At 37.8% G+C, this 17,777-nt stretch carries 19 protein-coding genes and 1 other annotated feature; all 19 genes read left to right on the top strand.

The window, feature by feature from the left end; all coding sequences use genetic code 11:
- Positions 1-46: 46 nt before the first annotated feature.
- The gene (locus HCB49_RS06310) at positions 47-1,336 is read left to right on the top strand and encodes a bifunctional folylpolyglutamate synthase/dihydrofolate synthase (RefSeq protein ID WP_185604394.1); all 1,290 of its coding nucleotides are present in this window, start codon (positions 47-49) and stop codon (positions 1,334-1,336) included.
- 212 nt (positions 1,337-1,548) lie between these two features.
- A complete protein-coding gene (locus tag HCB49_RS06305) occupies positions 1,549-2,259 on the top strand; it encodes a prepilin peptidase (protein ID WP_185604393.1) in 711 nt (236 codons plus the stop codon).
- Between the two features lie 11 nt (positions 2,260-2,270).
- Positions 2,271-2,945: a RadC family protein gene (gene radC / locus HCB49_RS06300; RefSeq protein ID WP_185479843.1), complete on the top strand. Its 675-nt coding sequence runs from the start codon at positions 2,271-2,273 to the stop codon at positions 2,943-2,945.
- Positions 2,946-3,397: 452 nt separating this feature from the next.
- Complete coding sequence (locus HCB49_RS06295) at positions 3,398-4,411, top strand: rod shape-determining protein (protein ID WP_185391455.1); 1,014 nt, start codon at positions 3,398-3,400, stop codon at positions 4,409-4,411.
- Positions 4,412-4,495: 84 nt separating this feature from the next.
- The gene (gene mreC, locus HCB49_RS06290) at positions 4,496-5,383 is read left to right on the top strand and encodes a rod shape-determining protein MreC (protein WP_185604392.1); all 888 of its coding nucleotides are present in this window, start codon (positions 4,496-4,498) and stop codon (positions 5,381-5,383) included.
- Positions 5,384-5,385: 2 nt separating this feature from the next.
- Positions 5,386-5,904, top strand: a complete 519-nt coding sequence (gene mreD / locus HCB49_RS06285; protein WP_185604391.1) for a rod shape-determining protein MreD — start codon at positions 5,386-5,388, stop codon at positions 5,902-5,904.
- Positions 5,905-6,082: 178 nt separating this feature from the next.
- Positions 6,083-6,760, top strand: a complete 678-nt coding sequence (gene minC, locus HCB49_RS06280; RefSeq protein ID WP_185391452.1) for a septum site-determining protein MinC — start codon at positions 6,083-6,085, stop codon at positions 6,758-6,760.
- A gap of 2 nt (positions 6,761-6,762) precedes the next feature.
- Positions 6,763-7,563 (top strand): septum site-determining protein MinD, encoded by an 801-nt coding sequence (minD, locus tag HCB49_RS06275; RefSeq protein ID WP_185391451.1) that lies wholly within the window; start codon positions 6,763-6,765, stop codon positions 7,561-7,563.
- Between the two features lie 52 nt (positions 7,564-7,615).
- Complete coding sequence (locus tag HCB49_RS06270) at positions 7,616-8,977, top strand: ribonuclease E/G (protein ID WP_185604390.1); 1,362 nt, start codon at positions 7,616-7,618, stop codon at positions 8,975-8,977.
- Between the two features lie 65 nt (positions 8,978-9,042).
- Positions 9,043-9,121: a sequence feature (ribosomal protein L21 leader region), on the top strand.
- A 12-nt stretch (positions 9,122-9,133) separates the two neighbouring features.
- Positions 9,134-9,442 (top strand): 50S ribosomal protein L21, encoded by a 309-nt coding sequence (gene rplU / locus HCB49_RS06265; protein ID WP_003726868.1) that lies wholly within the window; start codon positions 9,134-9,136, stop codon positions 9,440-9,442.
- An 18-nt stretch (positions 9,443-9,460) separates the two neighbouring features.
- On the top strand, positions 9,461-9,778 hold the full coding sequence (locus HCB49_RS06260; protein WP_185604389.1) for a ribosomal-processing cysteine protease Prp: 318 nt from the start codon (positions 9,461-9,463) through the stop codon (positions 9,776-9,778).
- 13 nt (positions 9,779-9,791) lie between these two features.
- Complete coding sequence (gene rpmA, locus HCB49_RS06255; RefSeq protein WP_003726866.1) at positions 9,792-10,082, top strand: 50S ribosomal protein L27; 291 nt, start codon at positions 9,792-9,794, stop codon at positions 10,080-10,082.
- Between the two features lie 365 nt (positions 10,083-10,447).
- A complete protein-coding gene (locus tag HCB49_RS06250) occupies positions 10,448-11,266 on the top strand; it encodes an MIP/aquaporin family protein (protein WP_008947909.1) in 819 nt (272 codons plus the stop codon).
- A gap of 74 nt (positions 11,267-11,340) precedes the next feature.
- The gene (gene glpK / locus HCB49_RS06245) at positions 11,341-12,834 is read left to right on the top strand and encodes a glycerol kinase GlpK (RefSeq protein ID WP_185604388.1); all 1,494 of its coding nucleotides are present in this window, start codon (positions 11,341-11,343) and stop codon (positions 12,832-12,834) included.
- A 159-nt stretch (positions 12,835-12,993) separates the two neighbouring features.
- A complete protein-coding gene (gene obgE / locus HCB49_RS06240; RefSeq protein WP_185391448.1) occupies positions 12,994-14,283 on the top strand; it encodes a GTPase ObgE in 1,290 nt (429 codons plus the stop codon).
- Between the two features lie 66 nt (positions 14,284-14,349).
- Complete coding sequence (gene pheA, locus HCB49_RS06235) at positions 14,350-15,198, top strand: prephenate dehydratase (protein WP_185479846.1); 849 nt, start codon at positions 14,350-14,352, stop codon at positions 15,196-15,198.
- A 110-nt stretch (positions 15,199-15,308) separates the two neighbouring features.
- Positions 15,309-16,034: a YebC/PmpR family DNA-binding transcriptional regulator gene (locus tag HCB49_RS06230; protein WP_185604387.1), complete on the top strand. Its 726-nt coding sequence runs from the start codon at positions 15,309-15,311 to the stop codon at positions 16,032-16,034.
- A 69-nt stretch (positions 16,035-16,103) separates the two neighbouring features.
- A complete protein-coding gene (locus HCB49_RS06225; RefSeq protein ID WP_185604386.1) occupies positions 16,104-17,039 on the top strand; it encodes an L-lactate dehydrogenase in 936 nt (311 codons plus the stop codon).
- A 123-nt stretch (positions 17,040-17,162) separates the two neighbouring features.
- On the top strand, positions 17,163-17,768 hold the full coding sequence (gene ruvA, locus HCB49_RS06220; RefSeq protein WP_185604385.1) for a Holliday junction branch migration protein RuvA: 606 nt from the start codon (positions 17,163-17,165) through the stop codon (positions 17,766-17,768).
- The last annotated feature ends 9 nt before the right edge of the window (positions 17,769-17,777 follow it).

Genomic DNA, 17,777 nt, shown 5'->3' with positions numbered 1-17,777 from the left:
TATCATAGAACGAAGTGGTAGGGTCAGTTTTAAGGTGGTTTAAATAATGACATTGAAATCATATGAAGAAGCAATAGATTGGATTCACGGAACACTTCGTCTAGGAATAAAGCCAGGATTAGCTCGAATGGAATATATGATGGAGAAACTAAATCATCCAGAAAAAGCAAATAAGTGGGTACATATTGCCGGAACAAATGGTAAAGGCTCTACACTTACTTTTGTTCGAAATGCTTTAGAAGAAGCGGGGTATAGAACAGGGACCTTTACTTCTCCTTATATTGAACTTTTTAATGAGCGAATAAGTGTGAATGGTGAGCCGATTAGCAATGAAATGATTGTTTCTTTAGCTAATAGGATTAAACCAATTGCGGAAGAGCTGGAAGAAACAATTTACGGGCCACCATCAGAATTTGAGATTATTACAGCTATGATGTTTTTATGTTTTGCAGAATATGAGTCTATCGATATTGGTATTATTGAAGTTGGACTCGGAGGAAGACTTGATTCTACCAATATTCTCGTTCCGTTAGTTTCTGTCATTACAACAATCGGAATGGATCATATGGAATTCCTTGGTGATACAATTGAGCAAATTGCTAGCGAAAAAGCAGGAATCATTAAACCAGGTATCCCAGTAGTTTCTGGAGCTATTCAAAAAGAAGTTCAAGAAGTAATAGAAACTATTGCCGCAAATAATGAATCCAGTGTTGCGCAATTAAATAAATCCTTCTCTATAAAAGAAGAAAATGGTGTCATTACATACAAAACAATTTACGGGGAAGAACTAAGCAACCTTTCTCTTGGCTTAAAGGGGTTGCATCAATTAAATAATGCTGCTGTGGCTATAAAAGTGTTACAGTACTTAAATACATTTTCATCGTTCAAAATCGACGAATTAGCAATCAAAAAGGGACTGGAAAAAGCATTTTGGCCGGGAAGAATGGAAAAAATCATTTCAAATCCATTTGTCATGCTGGATGGGGCGCATAATCCAGAAGGCATACAAACATTCGCTCAATCTATCGAAATGTATCCGGGGCCTAAAAAAATAATAGTCAGCATATTAGCAGATAAAAATTATGAGAATATGCTAACGACATTAAAAGCGATTCCGAATTCGGAAATACTATTAACTACCTTCGAATATCCAAGAGCTATGACAGCGGAAGAAGTAATTCGAATTGGAAAAAGTGTAGGTGTTTCCATAAATCCATATTGGCAACAAGCATTAAATGACATTGATGAAACTAAAAATGATACGAAATACTTTATTACTGGATCCCTTTATTTTATTTCAGAAGTCCGGAAATATTTGTTGATGAGCTTCCGCTAAACTTTTGGAATAAAGCGAGTATACTGCGAGAAATAAAAAATGACAAATAGCTAAAAAAGCATTTTCATAGGGTAGAAGCACACAAAAACATCTTTTTTTCTTAGTGGAAAATAGGTGTTTTTGCTATATATTGGATGCGAAAAAGCAATTTTACCTATGTGCAAAAATAAATTATCTTTGCTATCCTGTTTTTAACAACTAGGAGGTGGCAGATGCTTTATTTTTTGTTAGTAATTTATAGCGCGATTTTTATGTCTTTTATTCAGGTTGCAGGAGAATGTTTCCCGATAAAAAAAACTTTTTTATTCCGGTTTTCAGAGTGCAATTATTGCCAAAAGCAACTAACTTTCGTGCATATTATTCCCGTTTTTTCATTTTTATTCTTAAAAGGTAAATCTAAATGTTGTGGCAAACCCATTCCTTTCCTTTATTTTTTGATGGAATTAATTACACCAATGTATACGCTCCTTATATACATTCAATATTCATTTTCATATCACTTTTTTATGTACTGTATCATTTATTACTTTTTAGCTTTTTTCTTTGTTACAGATATTCTTTATCTGCACGTTCCTAACGCTATCCTTCTGTTATTTGTTTGTATATTGTTCCTGCTTTTCATACTTTTTAACCAAACTTGGCCGGATTTAATTTATTCAGGTGTTATAAGTAGTCTTTTTTACTTGCTTTTCTTTAGTATATTTCGAAAAGGAATTGGGTTAGGTGATATTAAAATACTGATTATTTTAAGCACTTTTTTAGGTTTTGAAATGGGGTACTACATCTTTTTTCTAGCGATTATTTTAGGAACAAGTCTATTATTGACCGCTGTATTGTTAAAAAAATTGAAGAAAAATAAACAAGTTCCATTTGTGCCATATATTTACGCTTCCTTCTTGCTAGTTAGTATTTTGATGAAATAGGAGCTGTTCTTATGTTGATAAATGAAGTTCTGGAAAAGGAAAAACCACGTGAAAAATTACAAAATTATGGGATAGAGGCACTTTCGTCTTCGGAGTTAGTCGCTTTAATTATTGAAACTGGAACAAAAAACGAGTCTGTTTTAACAATAGCAAACCGAATTATTATGAAGTTTAAAAATGTGGCAGAAATGCAATATGCTTCTATTGAAGAATTCCAATTAGTTAATGGTATTGGAATAGCTAAGGCTTCTAAAATTATGGCTGCAGTCGAACTTGGTAGGCGAATAAGTTTAGTGACGGAACAAGAGGAGATTGTTGTTAGATGCCCAGAAGATGCTGTTAAATTGGTAATGCCTGAGTTAGCATTTCTCTTCCAAGAACATTTTCACTGCATCTTTTTAAATACCAAGAATCAAGTAATCTATCGGCAAACCATTTTTGTTGGTGGGCTGAATGCATCAATTGTTCATCCCAGAGAAGTTTTTAGGTTAGCACTAAGAAAGTCGGCCGCATCTATTATGTGTTTTCACAACCACCCATCTGGTGATCCAGCTCCTTCAAGCGAAGACCTACTAGTAACTAAAAGATTGGCTGAAGCAGGAAATATTGTTGGAATCACATTGTTAGATCACATTATCATTGGGAAGAATAAGTACATTAGTCTAAAAGAAAAAGGTTATTTTTAAAATTAAGACACTGTTCACAAAATATCTACAGACATCATTTGTTGCCATGTGCTAAAGTGAGTATCAACAAAATGCAAAAGGTGGCTCGTAATGCTAAATAGATGGAGAGTATATAAAGACAATATTATGGTCTTTTCAATAGTGATTGGTATGTTTGCAATTCCAGTTTTTCTTTGCCTAATGGAATTTTTCAAGTGAGAATTTATCCTTTCAAAAGCATATTTTTAATAATTTTAACGACCCGGAAATATAGTTTTTAAAGAAAAGTTAAAATTTTTTCCTTCTCATGAAAAATTAATGTCTGATAGACTTACTTATGTTATAATAAGATGGTTGTTTATGTGTCTAAATAGAAACATTGACACAATGGGATAAGGTAACATTAATTTAATGGACGAATAAGGAAACTTAATGTATCCTGTAGAATATTACGAAGGAAAAGGAGAATACAGATGTTTGGATTTGGTAATAAAGATATTGGAATTGATTTAGGGACTGCGAATACGCTTGTCTATGTGAAGGGAAAAGGTATTGTCCTTCGTGAACCTTCTGTTGTTGCAATGAAAAAAGACACACAAGAAATCGTTGCAGTAGGTAGCGATGCGAAAAACATGATTGGTAGAACACCTGGTAGTATTGTTGCTATTCGTCCGATGAAAGATGGCGTTATTGCTGATTATGATACAACAGCAGCAATGATGAAATATTACATACAAAAGGCTGGCAAAAGCGTTAATGCAAGCAAACCATTTGTAATGATATGTGTACCATCAGGCATTACCGGTGTAGAAAAACGTGCAGTAATTGATGCTACTCGTCAAGCCGGAGCTAAAGATGCTTTCACAATTGAAGAACCTTATGCTGCAGCTATTGGGGCTGGACTTCCAGTTGGCGAACCAACAGGTAGCATGGTTGTAGATATTGGTGGGGGAACTACAGAAGTTGCTGTAATTTCACTTGGAGGTATCGTAACTAGCCGCTCGGTAAGAACTGCTGGTGATGATTTTGATGAAGTAATCATTAACTATATCCGTAAAAAATATAACCTATTAATTGGTGACCGTACAGCAGAAGAAATCAAAATTGAAATTGGATCTGCTAGTCCTAAAGGTTTGGATTTATCTCCATTCAGCATTCGTGGACGTGATTTAGTAACTGGACTTCCAAAAACAATTGAAATTACTCCTGAAGAAATCAGCGAAGCACTTGCAGACACAGTTGCTGCAATTATTGATGCTGTAAAAGGAACACTTGAAAATACACCACCAGAACTATCAGCAGATATTATGGATAAAGGTATTGTACTTACAGGTGGGGGAGCTCTTTTACGTAATTTAGATACTGTTATTTCTGAAGAAACAAAAATGCCTGTCATTATTGCAGATGAACCACTTGATTGTGTTGCAATTGGAACAGGAAAAGCTTTAGATAATATCGATATGTATAAACGTGGAAAAATGAACTAAATGGGCACACTCATTATTGTCCTATAACAAGATGAATTAGCTTCAAAAAATGGAAAAAGAGTACTAACGAGATGAGGTGTCGTTATGCCACAATTTTTTCTCAATAAACGTTTGATTATCTTGTTAATATCTATTATTGTTCTTGTCGCGTTAGTTGGTTTTTCTTTGCGTGATCGTGAGAATGCTTCGTGGCCAGAACAATTTGTGAAAGATGTTGTTGGATTTGGCGAAAATATTGTAGCCAAGCCTACTTCATTTGTTTCAGGCGTAGTTGGTGGAGTAGTTGATTTAAAAAACACCTACACTGAAAACCAACATCTGAAAGAACGTTTAGAAGAATTGGCACAACTTGAAAGTGAAGTTGCAGACTTAAAAAAAGAAAATAAAGATTTAAAAGAAAGTCTTGATATTACTGATAGTATTCGTGACTATGAGCCGCTTAATGCTTCTGTTATTTCTAGAAATCCTACAAATTGGAATGATCAAATAGAAATTGACAAAGGTTCAAGCGACGGAGTGAAGCCTGATATGGCGGTTACTACACCAAGTGGTCTTATTGGTAAAGTAACAACAACAGGTGCGAAATCAGCTACGGTTGAATTGCTTACTTCATCAGATGTTAAAAACCGTGTCTCTGCTAAAGTGCAAGGCGAGGAAAATGCATTTGGGATTATCAATGGATATGACAGTGATACTAAGTTGCTTGAATTAAAACAATTACCGTATGACATGAAATTTAAAAAAGGACAGAAAGTTGTTACTTCTGGACTCGGTGGAAAATTCCCAGCAGGTATCTTTATCGGTACAATCGAAAAAGTAGAAACTGATAAAATGGGATTATCTCAAACCGCGTTTATTAAGCCAGGTGCTGACATGTATGATTTAAACCATGTAACTGTTTTGAAGCGTTCAGCTGAAGCAGGGACAACGGCGGATGATACATCTAGTTCAGACGCGACTGGAGGCCAATAATCATGAATGTAAAGAAAAACATTGCGCTTCCTGCAATCATGGTTGGAACCTTTATTTTAGAAGGGGTTTTTAGTCTTCAGTTTGCGAATGGTCTTTTCAATGATAGACATCTTTTTATTCCGCATTTTTTACTTATTATGTTGACGATTATGACGTGTTTTTATAAACGGAATACGACATTAGTATATGCGTTTATTCTAGGTTTGGTGTTTGATATTTATTATACGGGCATTATGGGAATCTATTTTGCAATCTTTCCATTTACGGTGTATATCACAGATAAATTTATGAAAGTGTTGCAAAATAATGTTCTTCTAGTTGGTTTAATTGCCGTATTTAATATTATTCTTACAGAAAGTTTAGTATATGCATTTTATTATTTGATTGGTTCGACATCAATGACCATTCCGGTTTTTATTGATCAACGTTTATGGACAACAATTTTGTTTAATTTGGCGTTCTTTTTAGTTGTTTTTTTTCCATTCCGATTGTTTCTCGATCGGTTGGTTAAATCAGAATAACTATCGTAATTTTATCAGTTTGAATTCGCTATTACTTGAAAAAGTATGACTGTGGAGAACATCCACAGTTTGCGATTTCAAGCTGTTTTTTTCAAAAAAAGTATTTTTTTATTATCATTTAATTTGAGTTAGTGTATACTAAGGACTAGAGTATAAATGTTGCGGGGTGAAATGGTATATGAAGAAGAATGTTCAAATTAAAGGCACAAAAGACGGCATTAGTATTTTTCTTAGTGATAAAGCGAGTATATCTGAGTTGCAACAAGAATTAACTCAATTGCTAGCAGATCAGAAACAAAACCCATACTCTGGTGAAAAATTAGAGGTGCAAGTTCAAATTGGTAACCGTCTGTTTTCAGAGGAAGAAGAACGTGAAATATCCACTATTATTCATAAAAATAGTCAAATGAAAATTGGCGCGTTTTATAGTAATGTTATGTCTAAAGATGAAGCCAAAAAATGGAAAGAAAATGATCAAATTTTTTCAATGGCAACGATTATTCGTTCAGGACAAGTTGTTCAAGTTCCAGGAGATTTCCTGCTAATTGGCGATGTGAATCCTGGTGGACAAATCCGTTCAAATGGCAATGTGTTTGTTCTTGGTAACATTAAAGGAATTATTCATGCCGGTTTTGAAGGGGACGAAAATGCGGTTGTTGCAGGGAAGTTTCTTTATCCATCACAAGTTAGAATAGCTGGGAAAGTATACGGCTTTGATAGTGAGGATTATAAAGAGGTTACTGAAACAGATTTATTTTCTGCGTTTGTAGATGATGCAGGCGAGATAGTAATAGATGGAATACATAAGATAAGAAAAATTAGACCTGAAATTTCTAATTTTCAAGGAGGGCGTTAAACATGGGAGAAGCTATAGTCATTACTTCTGGGAAAGGTGGAGTAGGAAAAACTACTTCAACTGCTAACTTAGGGACAGCACTTGCTCTTCAGGGTAAAAAAGTGTGCTTGATTGATATGGATATCGGCCTTCGCAATTTAGATGTTGTTTTAGGTCTGGAAAATCGAATTATTTATGATTTGGTAGATGTGGTGGAAGGTCGCTGTAAAATTCACCAAGCGATGATTAAAGATAAACGCTTTGATGATTTACTTTTCTTACTTCCAGCGGCGCAAACAACAGATAAAAATGCTGTTTCGGGCGAGCAAATGGTCGAGCTGATTAATCAATTACGTCCGGATTATGATTTTATTTTAATTGATTGTCCTGCAGGTATTGAAACTGGTTATAAAAATGCCGTTGCTGGAGCGGATAAAGCTATTGTTGTTACTACTCCAGAAATATCCGCGGTGCGCGATGCTGATAGAATTATCGGTTTACTTGAAAAAGAAGATATTGAGCCACCAAAATTAATTATTAATCGTATTCGTACGCAAATGATGGTAAATGGGGATGTAATGGATATCGATGAGATTACAACGCATTTATCAATTGAATTATTAGGTATTATCATTGACGATGATGAAGTTATTCGTTCGTCTAACAGTGGGGATCCGGTTGCAATGTTACCGAATAACCGTGCTTCACAAGGTTACCGTAATATCGCTCGACGCATTCTTGGAGAGTCAATTCCATTAATGTCGATTGAGTCAAAAAAAGCAGGATTTCTTTCTCGTTTAAAAGTACTTTTTAGCGGAAAATAAAAAATTAGGCCCTTTGTCTTTTAGATGAAGGGTCTTTATAAAAGGTGATTGGATGAAAAAGCTAGTAATAAGTGCCGCTCCTATAGAAAAGCGAGCTGCAGTGGTTGAAAATGATTTGCTAATAGATATCGAAATTGTGCGACCTTCTGAAAAAGTACAAGTTGGTGATGTTTTCTATGGATTTATTCAAAAAATTGACCGTAAAATGGAAGCGGCTTTCGTTGATTTAGGTAATAATAACAAAGGTTTTATCCATTTAAAAGACATTCCAGATAGCTATGATAAAACACAAGGGGCCAAAATTCCTGTCCAAATTGTTCGAGAAGGAAGCGCGACAAAGCTACCTTTATTATCTGGTGTTCTCGAGTTTCCTGGGGATTTGCTTATTTATTTGTACGGCAAAGAATATATTTCTGTTTCTAAACGAATAGCGGACAAAGATACGTTGAAAAAAACGATGAATGCGCTAATAGTAGAAAATGAAGCACTAATTATTCGCTCCAATGCAGAAAACGCAACAGAAGAACAGTTGCAGCATGCGCTAAGCCAAGCACGCGAAAAACATCAAGAATTATTAAAGGAAGCAGCTAAACGTAAGAAACCGGGTTTATTATTATCCGCTGCTTCAGGAATTTTCACTTGTGCAAAGCAGTTCATCCAACGACATAAGCCAGCAGAAATCATTACCGATGACTTTGAGTTTGCTAAATTGCTAGAAAATACTTGTTCAGACCAGCAAATCACTTTAAACAAAAGCGCAGATTTGTTTGCGGATATGGGGATTAAAGCGCAAATGGACCGACTAGCACGCCCAGTCGTTCATTTAACAAATGGGTCTTCGTTGTTTATTGAGAAAACAGAAGCAATGTGGGTTGTGGACGTGAACTCGGGTCGATTTAAAGGCACTACAGCAAAAGAGAAAACTGTGGAATCAGTGAATTTGAAAGCTGTTCCAGAAATCCTTCGTCAAATTAGATTACGCAATATGAGTGGGATGATATTGGTAGACTTTATTGGTGGAATGTCAGAAGCGGGTTACACAGAGCTATATGAAGCCATAGAGAGCCAAACGCGCGAAGAATACATTACAACCCAAGTTGCGGCACTTTCTCAGTCAGGGCTTTTACAGTTAACGAGACGTAAGAAGCAAAAATCATTTTTAGAAGTGACGACGGCGCCTTGCCCAGTTTGTTACGCGACGGGGCACGTGGCTTCCAAAGAAACACTTGCTTTTGAGTTAGAACGGGAACTTGCAGGAATTATGCAAGGGGAGCCGAATAGCATTCAAATTATTACGACAGAAGATGTGTTAGATACATTTTTAGATTTGAATACATTCAATAATGCGCCGATTGATTGGGAAGTGGCGGATGAAAGAGTCCCGTTTTATCAAATTGCACGGGTGGAAAACTAAAATCAACAATTGGTTGACATAGGCGGCTTGCTTATGCTATCATTTTACTGTTATGTTTGTAGCGCACCAAGCTACAACCGCACAGAGCTGGGTCAAGTGTTTACCTCGTGTAAATCCCCTGTGATGGCGAGTCTTAGTATATGAGGAGGTGCAAGTATGTACGCAATTATTGAAACAGGTGGGAAACAAATCAAAGTAGAAGCTGGCCAAGAGATCTATGTTGAGAAATTAGCAGGTGAAGTTGGTGATGTTGTTACTTTTGACAAAGTTCTATTCGTAGGTGGAGATTCCGCTAAAGTTGGCGTTCCATTCGTGGAAGGCGCAACTGTAACAGCTAAAGTTGAAAAACAAGGCCGTGCGAAGAAATTGACAGTTTATAAATATAAACCGAAAAAGAACTACCACAAAAAACAAGGTCATCGTCAACCTTACACAAAATTAACTATTGATGCAATCAATGCTTAATTTGAAAGGACGAAAACAATGATTCAAGTCGATGTTATGCGAGAAAACAACCAAATAATTTCTTTTACAATGAGTGGACACGCCGATTTTGCCGAACATGGCAGTGATTTGGTATGTGCAGGAGCTTCGTCAATTGCTTTTGGAATGGTGAATGCTATTTCGGAAGTTCGTGATTTTGCGCCTGTAATAGAAGAGTCGGAGGGTTACCTTTACTATTCTGTGCCTGCTGATTATGTCGAGGATGACGTGGTACAAATCTTGCTTACAGGGATGGAAAATCAACTAAGGTCATTAGCGTACAGCTATCCTGATCATATAAAAATTAACTCCAAATAGGAGGTGGAATTTCATGTTAAAATTTGATATTCAACATTTTGCGCACAAAAAGGGTGGCGGTTCGACTTCTAACGGACGTGACTCTGAATCAAAACGTTTAGGTGCAAAACGTGCGGACGGACAATTTGTTACTGGTGGATCTATCCTTTACCGTCAACGTGGTACTAAAATCTATCCAGGAACTAACGTAGGACGTGGAGGCGATGATACTTTATTCGCTAAAACTGACGGCGTTGTACGTTTCGAACGTATGGGACGCGACAAGAAAAAAGTTAGCGTTTATCCTGAAGTACAAGAAGCTTAAATGCGAATTTAAAAACCGTCACTTGTGGCGGTTTTTTTCTATTTTTATCTTTGTGAATTAATTTCTTGTAAATGGGTTATAACTCTCCGGGATTGGGGTAAAAGTAAAGAGGCAGATGAAAAGACTTTGTGAAAAATAGGACAAGTCGTTTGATTGACAGCGTTTTCTTGATATGATTAAATAGACTCAAGTTAATTAATATGTCAGGAGAAGAGATGACAATCGAAACGATGCCAGGGTACTAGTATGCCTACGTTTTGATTGTCATTCTTTTTTTGAAGTTAATTGATAATCGGAATGTAAGGGGACTAGTAAGGGCAAAAATTCCGGTGCTACAAATAAGCAAAAAGAAGGAGTTGGAAAAGATGATTGACACAAGTTTAGCAACACAATTTCTTGGTGAAGTTGTTGGTACTGCCATTCTAATTATTTTAGGTGCTGGTGTCGTAGCAGGTGTTTCACTGAAGAAATCGAAAGCAGAGAATGGCGGCTGGGTCGTTATTACATTAGCTTGGGGGCTAGGCGTTACAATGGGTGTTTATGTTTCAGGTTATATGAGTATGGCCCATCTTAACCCGGCTGTAACAATCGCTATGGCGCTTGCAGGTGCTTTCCCTTGGGACTACGTATTGCCATATATTATCGCTCAGTTTATTGGAGCATTTATTGGGGCAACACTGATTTGGTTACATTATTACCCACATTGGAAGAAAACAGAAGACAAACCAACAAAACTAGGTGTTTTTGCAACGGCGCCAGCTATTCGCCATTTTACATCTAACTTTTTTGGTGAAGCATTAGGTACTTTTATGTTAGTGTTTGGATTATTATCACTAGGTGCAAATTCCTTTTCAGACGGATTAAATCCACTTGTTGTTGGTGCATTAATCGTCGCTATCGGGATGTCTCTAGGTGGAACTACTGGTTATGCAATCAACCCAGCTCGTGACCTTGGCCCAAGAATTGCGCATTTTGTTTGGCCGATTTCTGGTAAAGGTGGATCTGATTGGGGTTACTCATGGGTTCCTGTTATCGGACCGATTATGGGCGGTGCATTAGGTGCTTTAGGGTATAATGCCATTATTAAAGGCGAACTAGGAATGTGGTTCTGGGTGTTCGCGGTATTATTTGTTTTAATTCTTATTTTAACCATGCAACTCGACAAGAAAAAAGATTTAGCATAGGCTAGGGCGTAAACTAGCTCCAAACGAGAGTCTTCGGGCTTTCGTAGTACTTAAAACTTGAGGAGGAATTTTACATGGAAAAGAAATATATTTTAGCACTGGATCAAGGCACAACAAGTTCAAGAGCGATGATTATTGATGAAGAAGGCGAAGTAATTGGCGTTGCACAAGAAGAATTTGACCAAATATTTCCTAAGCCGGGCTGGGTGGAACATAATGCCAACGAAATCTGGGCTTCCATTTTAGCTGTAATTGCGGGTGTGTTACTGAAAACAAATATTTCTTCTAAAGAAATTGCTGGTATCGGTATTACTAACCAACGTGAAACAACGGTTGTTTGGGACAAAGAAAGCGGCAATCCGATTTATAATGCGATTGTTTGGCAATCCCGTCAAACGGAAGATATTTGTAAACAACTGCGTAAAGATGGTTATGAAGACACAATTCGTTCGAAAACTGGACTTTTGATTGATCCGTATTTTGCCGGAACAAAAGCTCGCTGGATTCTGGATCATGTAGATGGTGCGCAAGAACGTGCGGAAAAAGGAGAACTTCTTTTTGGAACAATTGATACTTGGTTAGTTTGGAAATTAACTGGTGGTCGCGCACACATTACGGATTATTCCAACGCTTCTCGTACACTTCTTTATAATATTTATGACTTAGAATGGGATGATGAGCTTCTGGAAATGCTTAATATCCCAAGAGAAATGCTACCAGAAGTTCGTCCATCCTCTGAAGTATATGCGGACACAGTTCCTTATCACTTCTTTGGCGAAGAAGTTCCGGTTGCAGGTATTGCTGGTGACCAACAAGCAGCTTTATTCGGTCAAGGATGTTTTGAAAAAGGGATGGCGAAAAATACTTACGGAACTGGTTGTTTCTTACTAATGAATACTGGAGAAAAAGCAGTACGTTCTGAAAATGGCCTATTAACAACACTTGCTTGGGGAATTGATGGCAAAGTGGAATACGCGCTTGAAGGTAGTATTTTCGTTGCTGGTTCTGCTATTCAGTGGTTACGTGATGGCTTACGCATGGTTCGCCAATCAAGTGATTCTGAAAACTATGCGAGTCGTATTGAGTCAAGTGATGGCGTGTATGTTGTCCCAGCATTCGTTGGTTTAGGCGCACCTTACTGGGATTCAGATGTACGCGGGGCTGTATTTGGCTTAACTCGTGGTACGGAAAAAGAACAATTTATCCGAGCGACGTTGGAATCTCTTGCATACCAAACAAGAGACGTGCTGTATGCAATGGAACAAGATTCCGGCATTAGCTTAAAAACATTACGTGTGGATGGTGGCGCTTCTGCCAACAACTTCTTAATGCAATTCCAATCCGATATTCTAGGTGTTCCAGTAGAGCGCCCAGAAAACAAAGAAACAACTGTACTAGGAGCAGCTTTCTTAGCAGGTCTTGCAGTTGGTGTTTGGAAAGATAAAAATGAAATTAAAAAACATTGGAAACTAGACAAACGTTTTGAAGTAGAAATGAAAGAAGAACAAAGAGAAGATTTATATGAAGGCTGGCATAAAGCTGTTAAAGCGGCACAAGCTTTTAAATAAATTTTAGAAGATGCGTCAAATGTGTAAAAGCATTTGGCGCATTTGTGCTGTAAAAAACAAATAAATATCTGGAAATAAAAATAAATATAGTGACAGATGTATAGTTTGTTCGTTATAATGAAAGATAAGACTTTTAAGGAACGGGAGAATATAAAAATTATGTTTGTAGATCAGGTTAAGATATATGTAAAAGCTGGTAATGGTGGGGACGGTATGGTAGCATTCCGTCGCGAAAAATTTGTACCAAACGGTGGTCCTGCTGGCGGTGACGGCGGTAAAGGAGCAGACGTTGTATTTGTAGTAGACGAAGGTTTGCGTACACTAGTAGATTTCCGCTTTAAACGAATCTTTAAAGCAGAGCACGGCGAACACGGCATGAGTAAAAGTATGCATGGACGCGGTGCGAGTGATTTAGTAGTCAAAGTACCTCAAGGAACAATTGTAAAAGATATTGATACTGGCGAGATTATTGCTGATTTAGTGGCACATGGTCAACGCGCAGTTATTGCAAAAGCTGGACGTGGCGGGCGCGGGAATAAACGTTTTGCGACACCGGCAAATCCGGCTCCGGAACTTTCTGAAAACGGAGAACCAGGACAAGAGCGTAACGTGCAATTAGAACTTAAAGTGTTAGCAGATGTTGGCTTAGTTGGTTTCCCAAGTGTTGGTAAATCGACGTTATTATCTGTTGTATCAGCAGCGAGACCAAAAATCGCCGCTTATCACTTTACAACGATTGTTCCTAATCTAGGAATGGTTGATGCAGGCGATGGCCGTAGTTTTGTTATGGCTGATTTACCAGGTCTAATTGAAGGTGCTAGCCAAGGTGTTGGCTTAGGGCATCAATTCTTGCGCCACATCGAAAGAACGCGTGTTATCGTGCATGTGATTGATATGTCTGGTTCAGAAGGACGTGTACCATTTGATGATTACGTGGCTATTAATAATGAACTAGAGCAATATAACTTGCGCTTAATGGAACGTCCACAAATTATCGTAGCGAACAAAATGGACATGCCAGATGCAGAAGAGAACCTAAAAGAATTTAAAACGAAAATTGCTGAAGATATTCCAGTGTTTCCAATTTCTGCAGTAACGAAAACGGGACTTCGCGAATTACTTCTTGCCATTGCAGATAAATTAGAAACAACACCAGAATTTCCACTTAATGAAATTTTGGAACAAGAAGACGAAGATACAGTTCTTTACAAATATGTTGCTGAAGAACCTGACTTCGAAATCTCTAGAGAACCAGATGGTACATTTGTATTAAGCGGTGCGAAAATCGAACGCTTATTCACAATGACTAACTTCGAACGTGATGCTTCTATTAGCCGTTTTGCGCGTCAACTTCGTGCAATGGGTGTCGATGAGGCGCTTAGAAAACGTGGTGCCACAGATGGCGATATCGTTCGTTTGCTTGATTATGAATTTGAATTTATGGATTAAAAAAGTGCTGCGCCAATCATTTGGTGCACGCTTTTTTCCTAGCTACCATAAAAAGGAGAGTTGAAAATGAAAATTGCTTATTTAGGCCCAGCAGCATCTTTTACACATGCAGCAGCAGCGAAGGCTTTTCCAAATGAAGAGATGGTTGCTAAGAGCACGATTCCGGATTGTATTATGGCAATTGAAAAGGAAGACGTAGATGTGGCTGTTGTTCCCATCGAAAATACGATCGAAGGAAGCGTCAATATCACGCTGGACTACTTATTTCATTTTTCAAGTGTGCCTGTAGTGGCTGAGATAGTTCTACCAATTGCGCAACATTTAATGGTTCACCCGGCACACGTTTCGGCGTGGAAATCGGTTCAAAAAGTAATGTCTCATCCGCAGGCGCTCGCCCAGTGTCATACATTTCTTCAAGCAGAATTGTACGGTGTAGAGCGGGAAGTAACGCCTTCTACGGCCTACGCAGCAAAATGGGTGAGTAACAATCCAACTGAACTTGTGGCAGCTATTGCGCCGCGCATGGCAGCGAGCGAATATGGGCTTGAAATCGTGAAAGAAAATGCGCAAGATTTGGAACTAAATCAAACAAGATTTTTTGTGCTAAGTCGTAAACCAGTTTCAATTTTATTGCCAAAAGAAGAAGAGAAAACGTCTATTTCGGTTATTTTACCTAATAATATGCCAGGAGCGTTACATAAAGTCTTGTCTACATTTGCTTGGCGCGATATTGATTTAAGTAAAATTGAATCAAGACCGCTAAAAACCTCGTTAGGTGAGTACTTTTTCTTGATTGATGTACTTTCAGAAGGGAAAGAGCTCCTTGTGACTAATGCGCTCGATGAAATTACCCTTTTAGGTGGGACGGCAAATAAACTTGGAACTTATCACGTTCACCGCTTACAAACGACCTAAATAAAGAGTTATCGCAATTTTTTGCGGTAACTTTTTTATTGCGAATCCTACTTTTTTACGTTAAAATTTGTAGGAGAAAAGCTTTACTAAAATTAAAAGGAGTGAAACAAATGGCAGGACATTCAAAATGGAATAATATTCAAGGACGTAAAAATGCACAAGATTCCAAGCGCTCAAAAGTATTTCAAAAGTTAGCGAGAGAAATTTTTGTTGCAGCAAAAAAAGGTCCTGATCCGAATTTAAATCCAGCGCTCCGATTAGTTATGGATAAAGCAAAAGCAGTCAACATGCCAAATGACAATATTAAGCGCGCTATTGATAAAGCTTCTGGTAATACGAGCGCGGAAAATTACGATGAAGTGACATACGAAGGCTACGCGCCGGGCGGGATTGCTGTTCTTGTCCATGCGCTTACGGATAATAAAAACCGCACGAGTACGAATGTGCGTGTAGCTTTTAATAAAAACGGTGGAAGCCTTGGTGAAACCGGAAGTGTGAGCTATATGTTTGATCGCAAAGGTTATCTGGTTATTTTACGCGAAGGTTTAGACGTGGATGAAGAGGAATTTATGCTTGAGGCAATTGAAGCAGGCGCGGACGATGTGGAGGTAAGTGACGATGTATTTGAAATTTTCACTGATCCAGCTGCTTTTCCAGAAGTGAAAGAAGCTTTGCAACAAGCTGGTTACACTTTTGCCACAGCTGAATTATCAATGTTTCCAACGGTTTATAATGAAATTGCCGAAAACAACCAAACACAATTTGATAAAATGTTAGAAGCGCTAGAAGACGATGATGACGTGCAAGAAGTTTATACGAACGCAGAGATAAATTAAGTCAACACACCCCTTTTTCGAACAATTTGAATGGGGGTGTTTTATATGAATCACTAGGAGGAAGAAAAAATGAAACCACGTAAAGTAATGATAATTGGAGCTGGAAATGTAGGGACAGCTGCAGCACACGCATTTGTTAATCAAAAATTTGTCGAAGAGTTAATTCTCGTAGACTTAAATAAAGAACGCGTAGAAGGAAATCGGAAAGACTTGGCTGACGCAGCAGCATTTATGCCGGGCAAAATGGATATTACGGTGCGCGATGCAAGTGACTGTGCGGACGTAGATATTGCTGTAATCACTGTAACTGCTGGCCCTTTAAAAGAAGGACAAACACGCTTGGATGAATTAAGAAGTACTTCAAGAATCGTTGCGAGCATAGTTCCAGAAATGATGAAAGGTGGATTCAATGGTATTTTCCTTATTGCAACCAATCCATGTGATATCATTACGTACCAAGTGTGGAAGCTGTCTGGTTTGCCTAGAGAACGTGTGCTTGGGACAGGCGTATGGTTAGATACAACCAGATTACGTCGTTTGCTTGCTGAAAAACTAGATATTGCCGCGCAAAGTATTGATGCCTTCATTCTTGGTGAGCACGGTGATTCGCAATTCCCAGTATGGTCGCATTCCTCCATTTATGGTAAACCAGTCAATGAATATAGTATGGAAAAACTAGGAGAATCGCTTGATTTAAAACAAATTGGCGAAACGGCTCGTGATACTGGTTTTGAAATTTACCACCAAAAAGGCTGCACAGAGTACGGGATTGGTGGTACAATTGTTGAAATTTGTCGTCATATTTTCAGTGGTAGCCAGCGTGCTTTAACCGTGTCTTGCGTGCTAGACGGGGAATACGGCGAAACTGGTTTAGCAATCGGTGTACCAGCAGTTTTAAGCCAAAATGGTGTAAAAGAAATTATTTCTTTAAAATTGGATAAACAAGAGCAACAAGCTTTTGCCAATTCAGTTGCTGTAATTAAAGAAAGCATCCAATCAATCTAAGACGGCAATAATTTTATTATGTAAACTAGATAAGGATTCCTTTTATGAACAAAAACTAGTACAGACGTTCCATTTTATGCTATCATATAATGTATGACGTGAAATGAAGAGAGGACGAATAAATTGTACGATTACATAAAAGGAACCGTAACGACGATTACACCAGAATATATTGTTGTAGAAGCAGGCCAAATTGGCTATCAAATAATTACAGGAAACCCGTTTTCCTTTCAACGACTAGAAGGTACAGATGCGCAAGTCTTTTTGTATCAGCATGTACGGGAAGATAATATTTCTTTGTTCGGTTTTCAAACAACAGAAGAACGTTATTTATTCAAAAAATTATTAAGTGTTTCTGGCATTGGACCAAAAAGCGCGCTAGCAATTATTGCTTCAGGCGATGTGGTGCCACTTATTACTGCAATTGAATCAGAAGATGATGTTTATTTAACAAAATTCCCGAGTGTCGGTAAAAAGACTGCTCGTCAAATCATTCTCGACTTAAAAGGCAAACTAGCGGATGTTGTCGCGAGCGAAATTGTTTTTGTTGCACCAGAAAACGACATCGTAGCTGGACTTTCACCGCAATTGGAAGAGGCCGTTTTAGCACTGGAAGCTCTTGGCTACAGCACGCGCGAGTTGAAAAAAGTAATACCAAAATTGGCTAAAGAAGCTGATTTGACAAGTGACGCATATATCAAGCTAGCACTACAATTAATGACAAAATAGAGAGGAGCT

The sequence above is a fragment of the Listeria cossartiae subsp. cayugensis genome, assembly GCF_014229095.1.
Taxonomy (GTDB): domain Bacteria; phylum Bacillota; class Bacilli; order Lactobacillales; family Listeriaceae; genus Listeria; species Listeria cayugensis.
This window is presented reverse-complemented; position numbering and strand designations above follow the sequence as displayed.

Coding starts and splice junctions, on each gene's coding strand:
- minC (WP_185391452.1), top strand. CDS start 6,083: ATGAAGAAGAATGTTCAAATTAAAGGCACAAAAGACGGCATTAGTATT.
- minD (WP_185391451.1), top strand. CDS start 6,763: ATGGGAGAAGCTATAGTCATTACTTCTGGGAAAGGTGGAGTAGGAAAA.
- pheA (WP_185479846.1), top strand. CDS start 14,350: ATGAAAATTGCTTATTTAGGCCCAGCAGCATCTTTTACACATGCAGCA.
- HCB49_RS06305 (WP_185604393.1), top strand. CDS start 1,549: ATGCTTTATTTTTTGTTAGTAATTTATAGCGCGATTTTTATGTCTTTT.
- rpmA (WP_003726866.1), top strand. CDS start 9,792: ATGTTAAAATTTGATATTCAACATTTTGCGCACAAAAAGGGTGGCGGT.
- HCB49_RS06225 (WP_185604386.1), top strand. CDS start 16,104: ATGAAACCACGTAAAGTAATGATAATTGGAGCTGGAAATGTAGGGACA.
- glpK (WP_185604388.1), top strand. CDS start 11,341: ATGGAAAAGAAATATATTTTAGCACTGGATCAAGGCACAACAAGTTCA.
- HCB49_RS06310 (WP_185604394.1), top strand. CDS start 47: ATGACATTGAAATCATATGAAGAAGCAATAGATTGGATTCACGGAACA.
- HCB49_RS06295 (WP_185391455.1), top strand. CDS start 3,398: ATGTTTGGATTTGGTAATAAAGATATTGGAATTGATTTAGGGACTGCG.
- rplU (WP_003726868.1), top strand. CDS start 9,134: ATGTACGCAATTATTGAAACAGGTGGGAAACAAATCAAAGTAGAAGCT.
- HCB49_RS06270 (WP_185604390.1), top strand. CDS start 7,616: ATGAAAAAGCTAGTAATAAGTGCCGCTCCTATAGAAAAGCGAGCTGCA.
- mreC (WP_185604392.1), top strand. CDS start 4,496: ATGCCACAATTTTTTCTCAATAAACGTTTGATTATCTTGTTAATATCT.
- obgE (WP_185391448.1), top strand. CDS start 12,994: ATGTTTGTAGATCAGGTTAAGATATATGTAAAAGCTGGTAATGGTGGG.
- radC (WP_185479843.1), top strand. CDS start 2,271: ATGTTGATAAATGAAGTTCTGGAAAAGGAAAAACCACGTGAAAAATTA.
- mreD (WP_185604391.1), top strand. CDS start 5,386: ATGAATGTAAAGAAAAACATTGCGCTTCCTGCAATCATGGTTGGAACC.
- HCB49_RS06230 (WP_185604387.1), top strand. CDS start 15,309: ATGGCAGGACATTCAAAATGGAATAATATTCAAGGACGTAAAAATGCA.
- HCB49_RS06250 (WP_008947909.1), top strand. CDS start 10,448: ATGATTGACACAAGTTTAGCAACACAATTTCTTGGTGAAGTTGTTGGT.
- HCB49_RS06260 (WP_185604389.1), top strand. CDS start 9,461: ATGATTCAAGTCGATGTTATGCGAGAAAACAACCAAATAATTTCTTTT.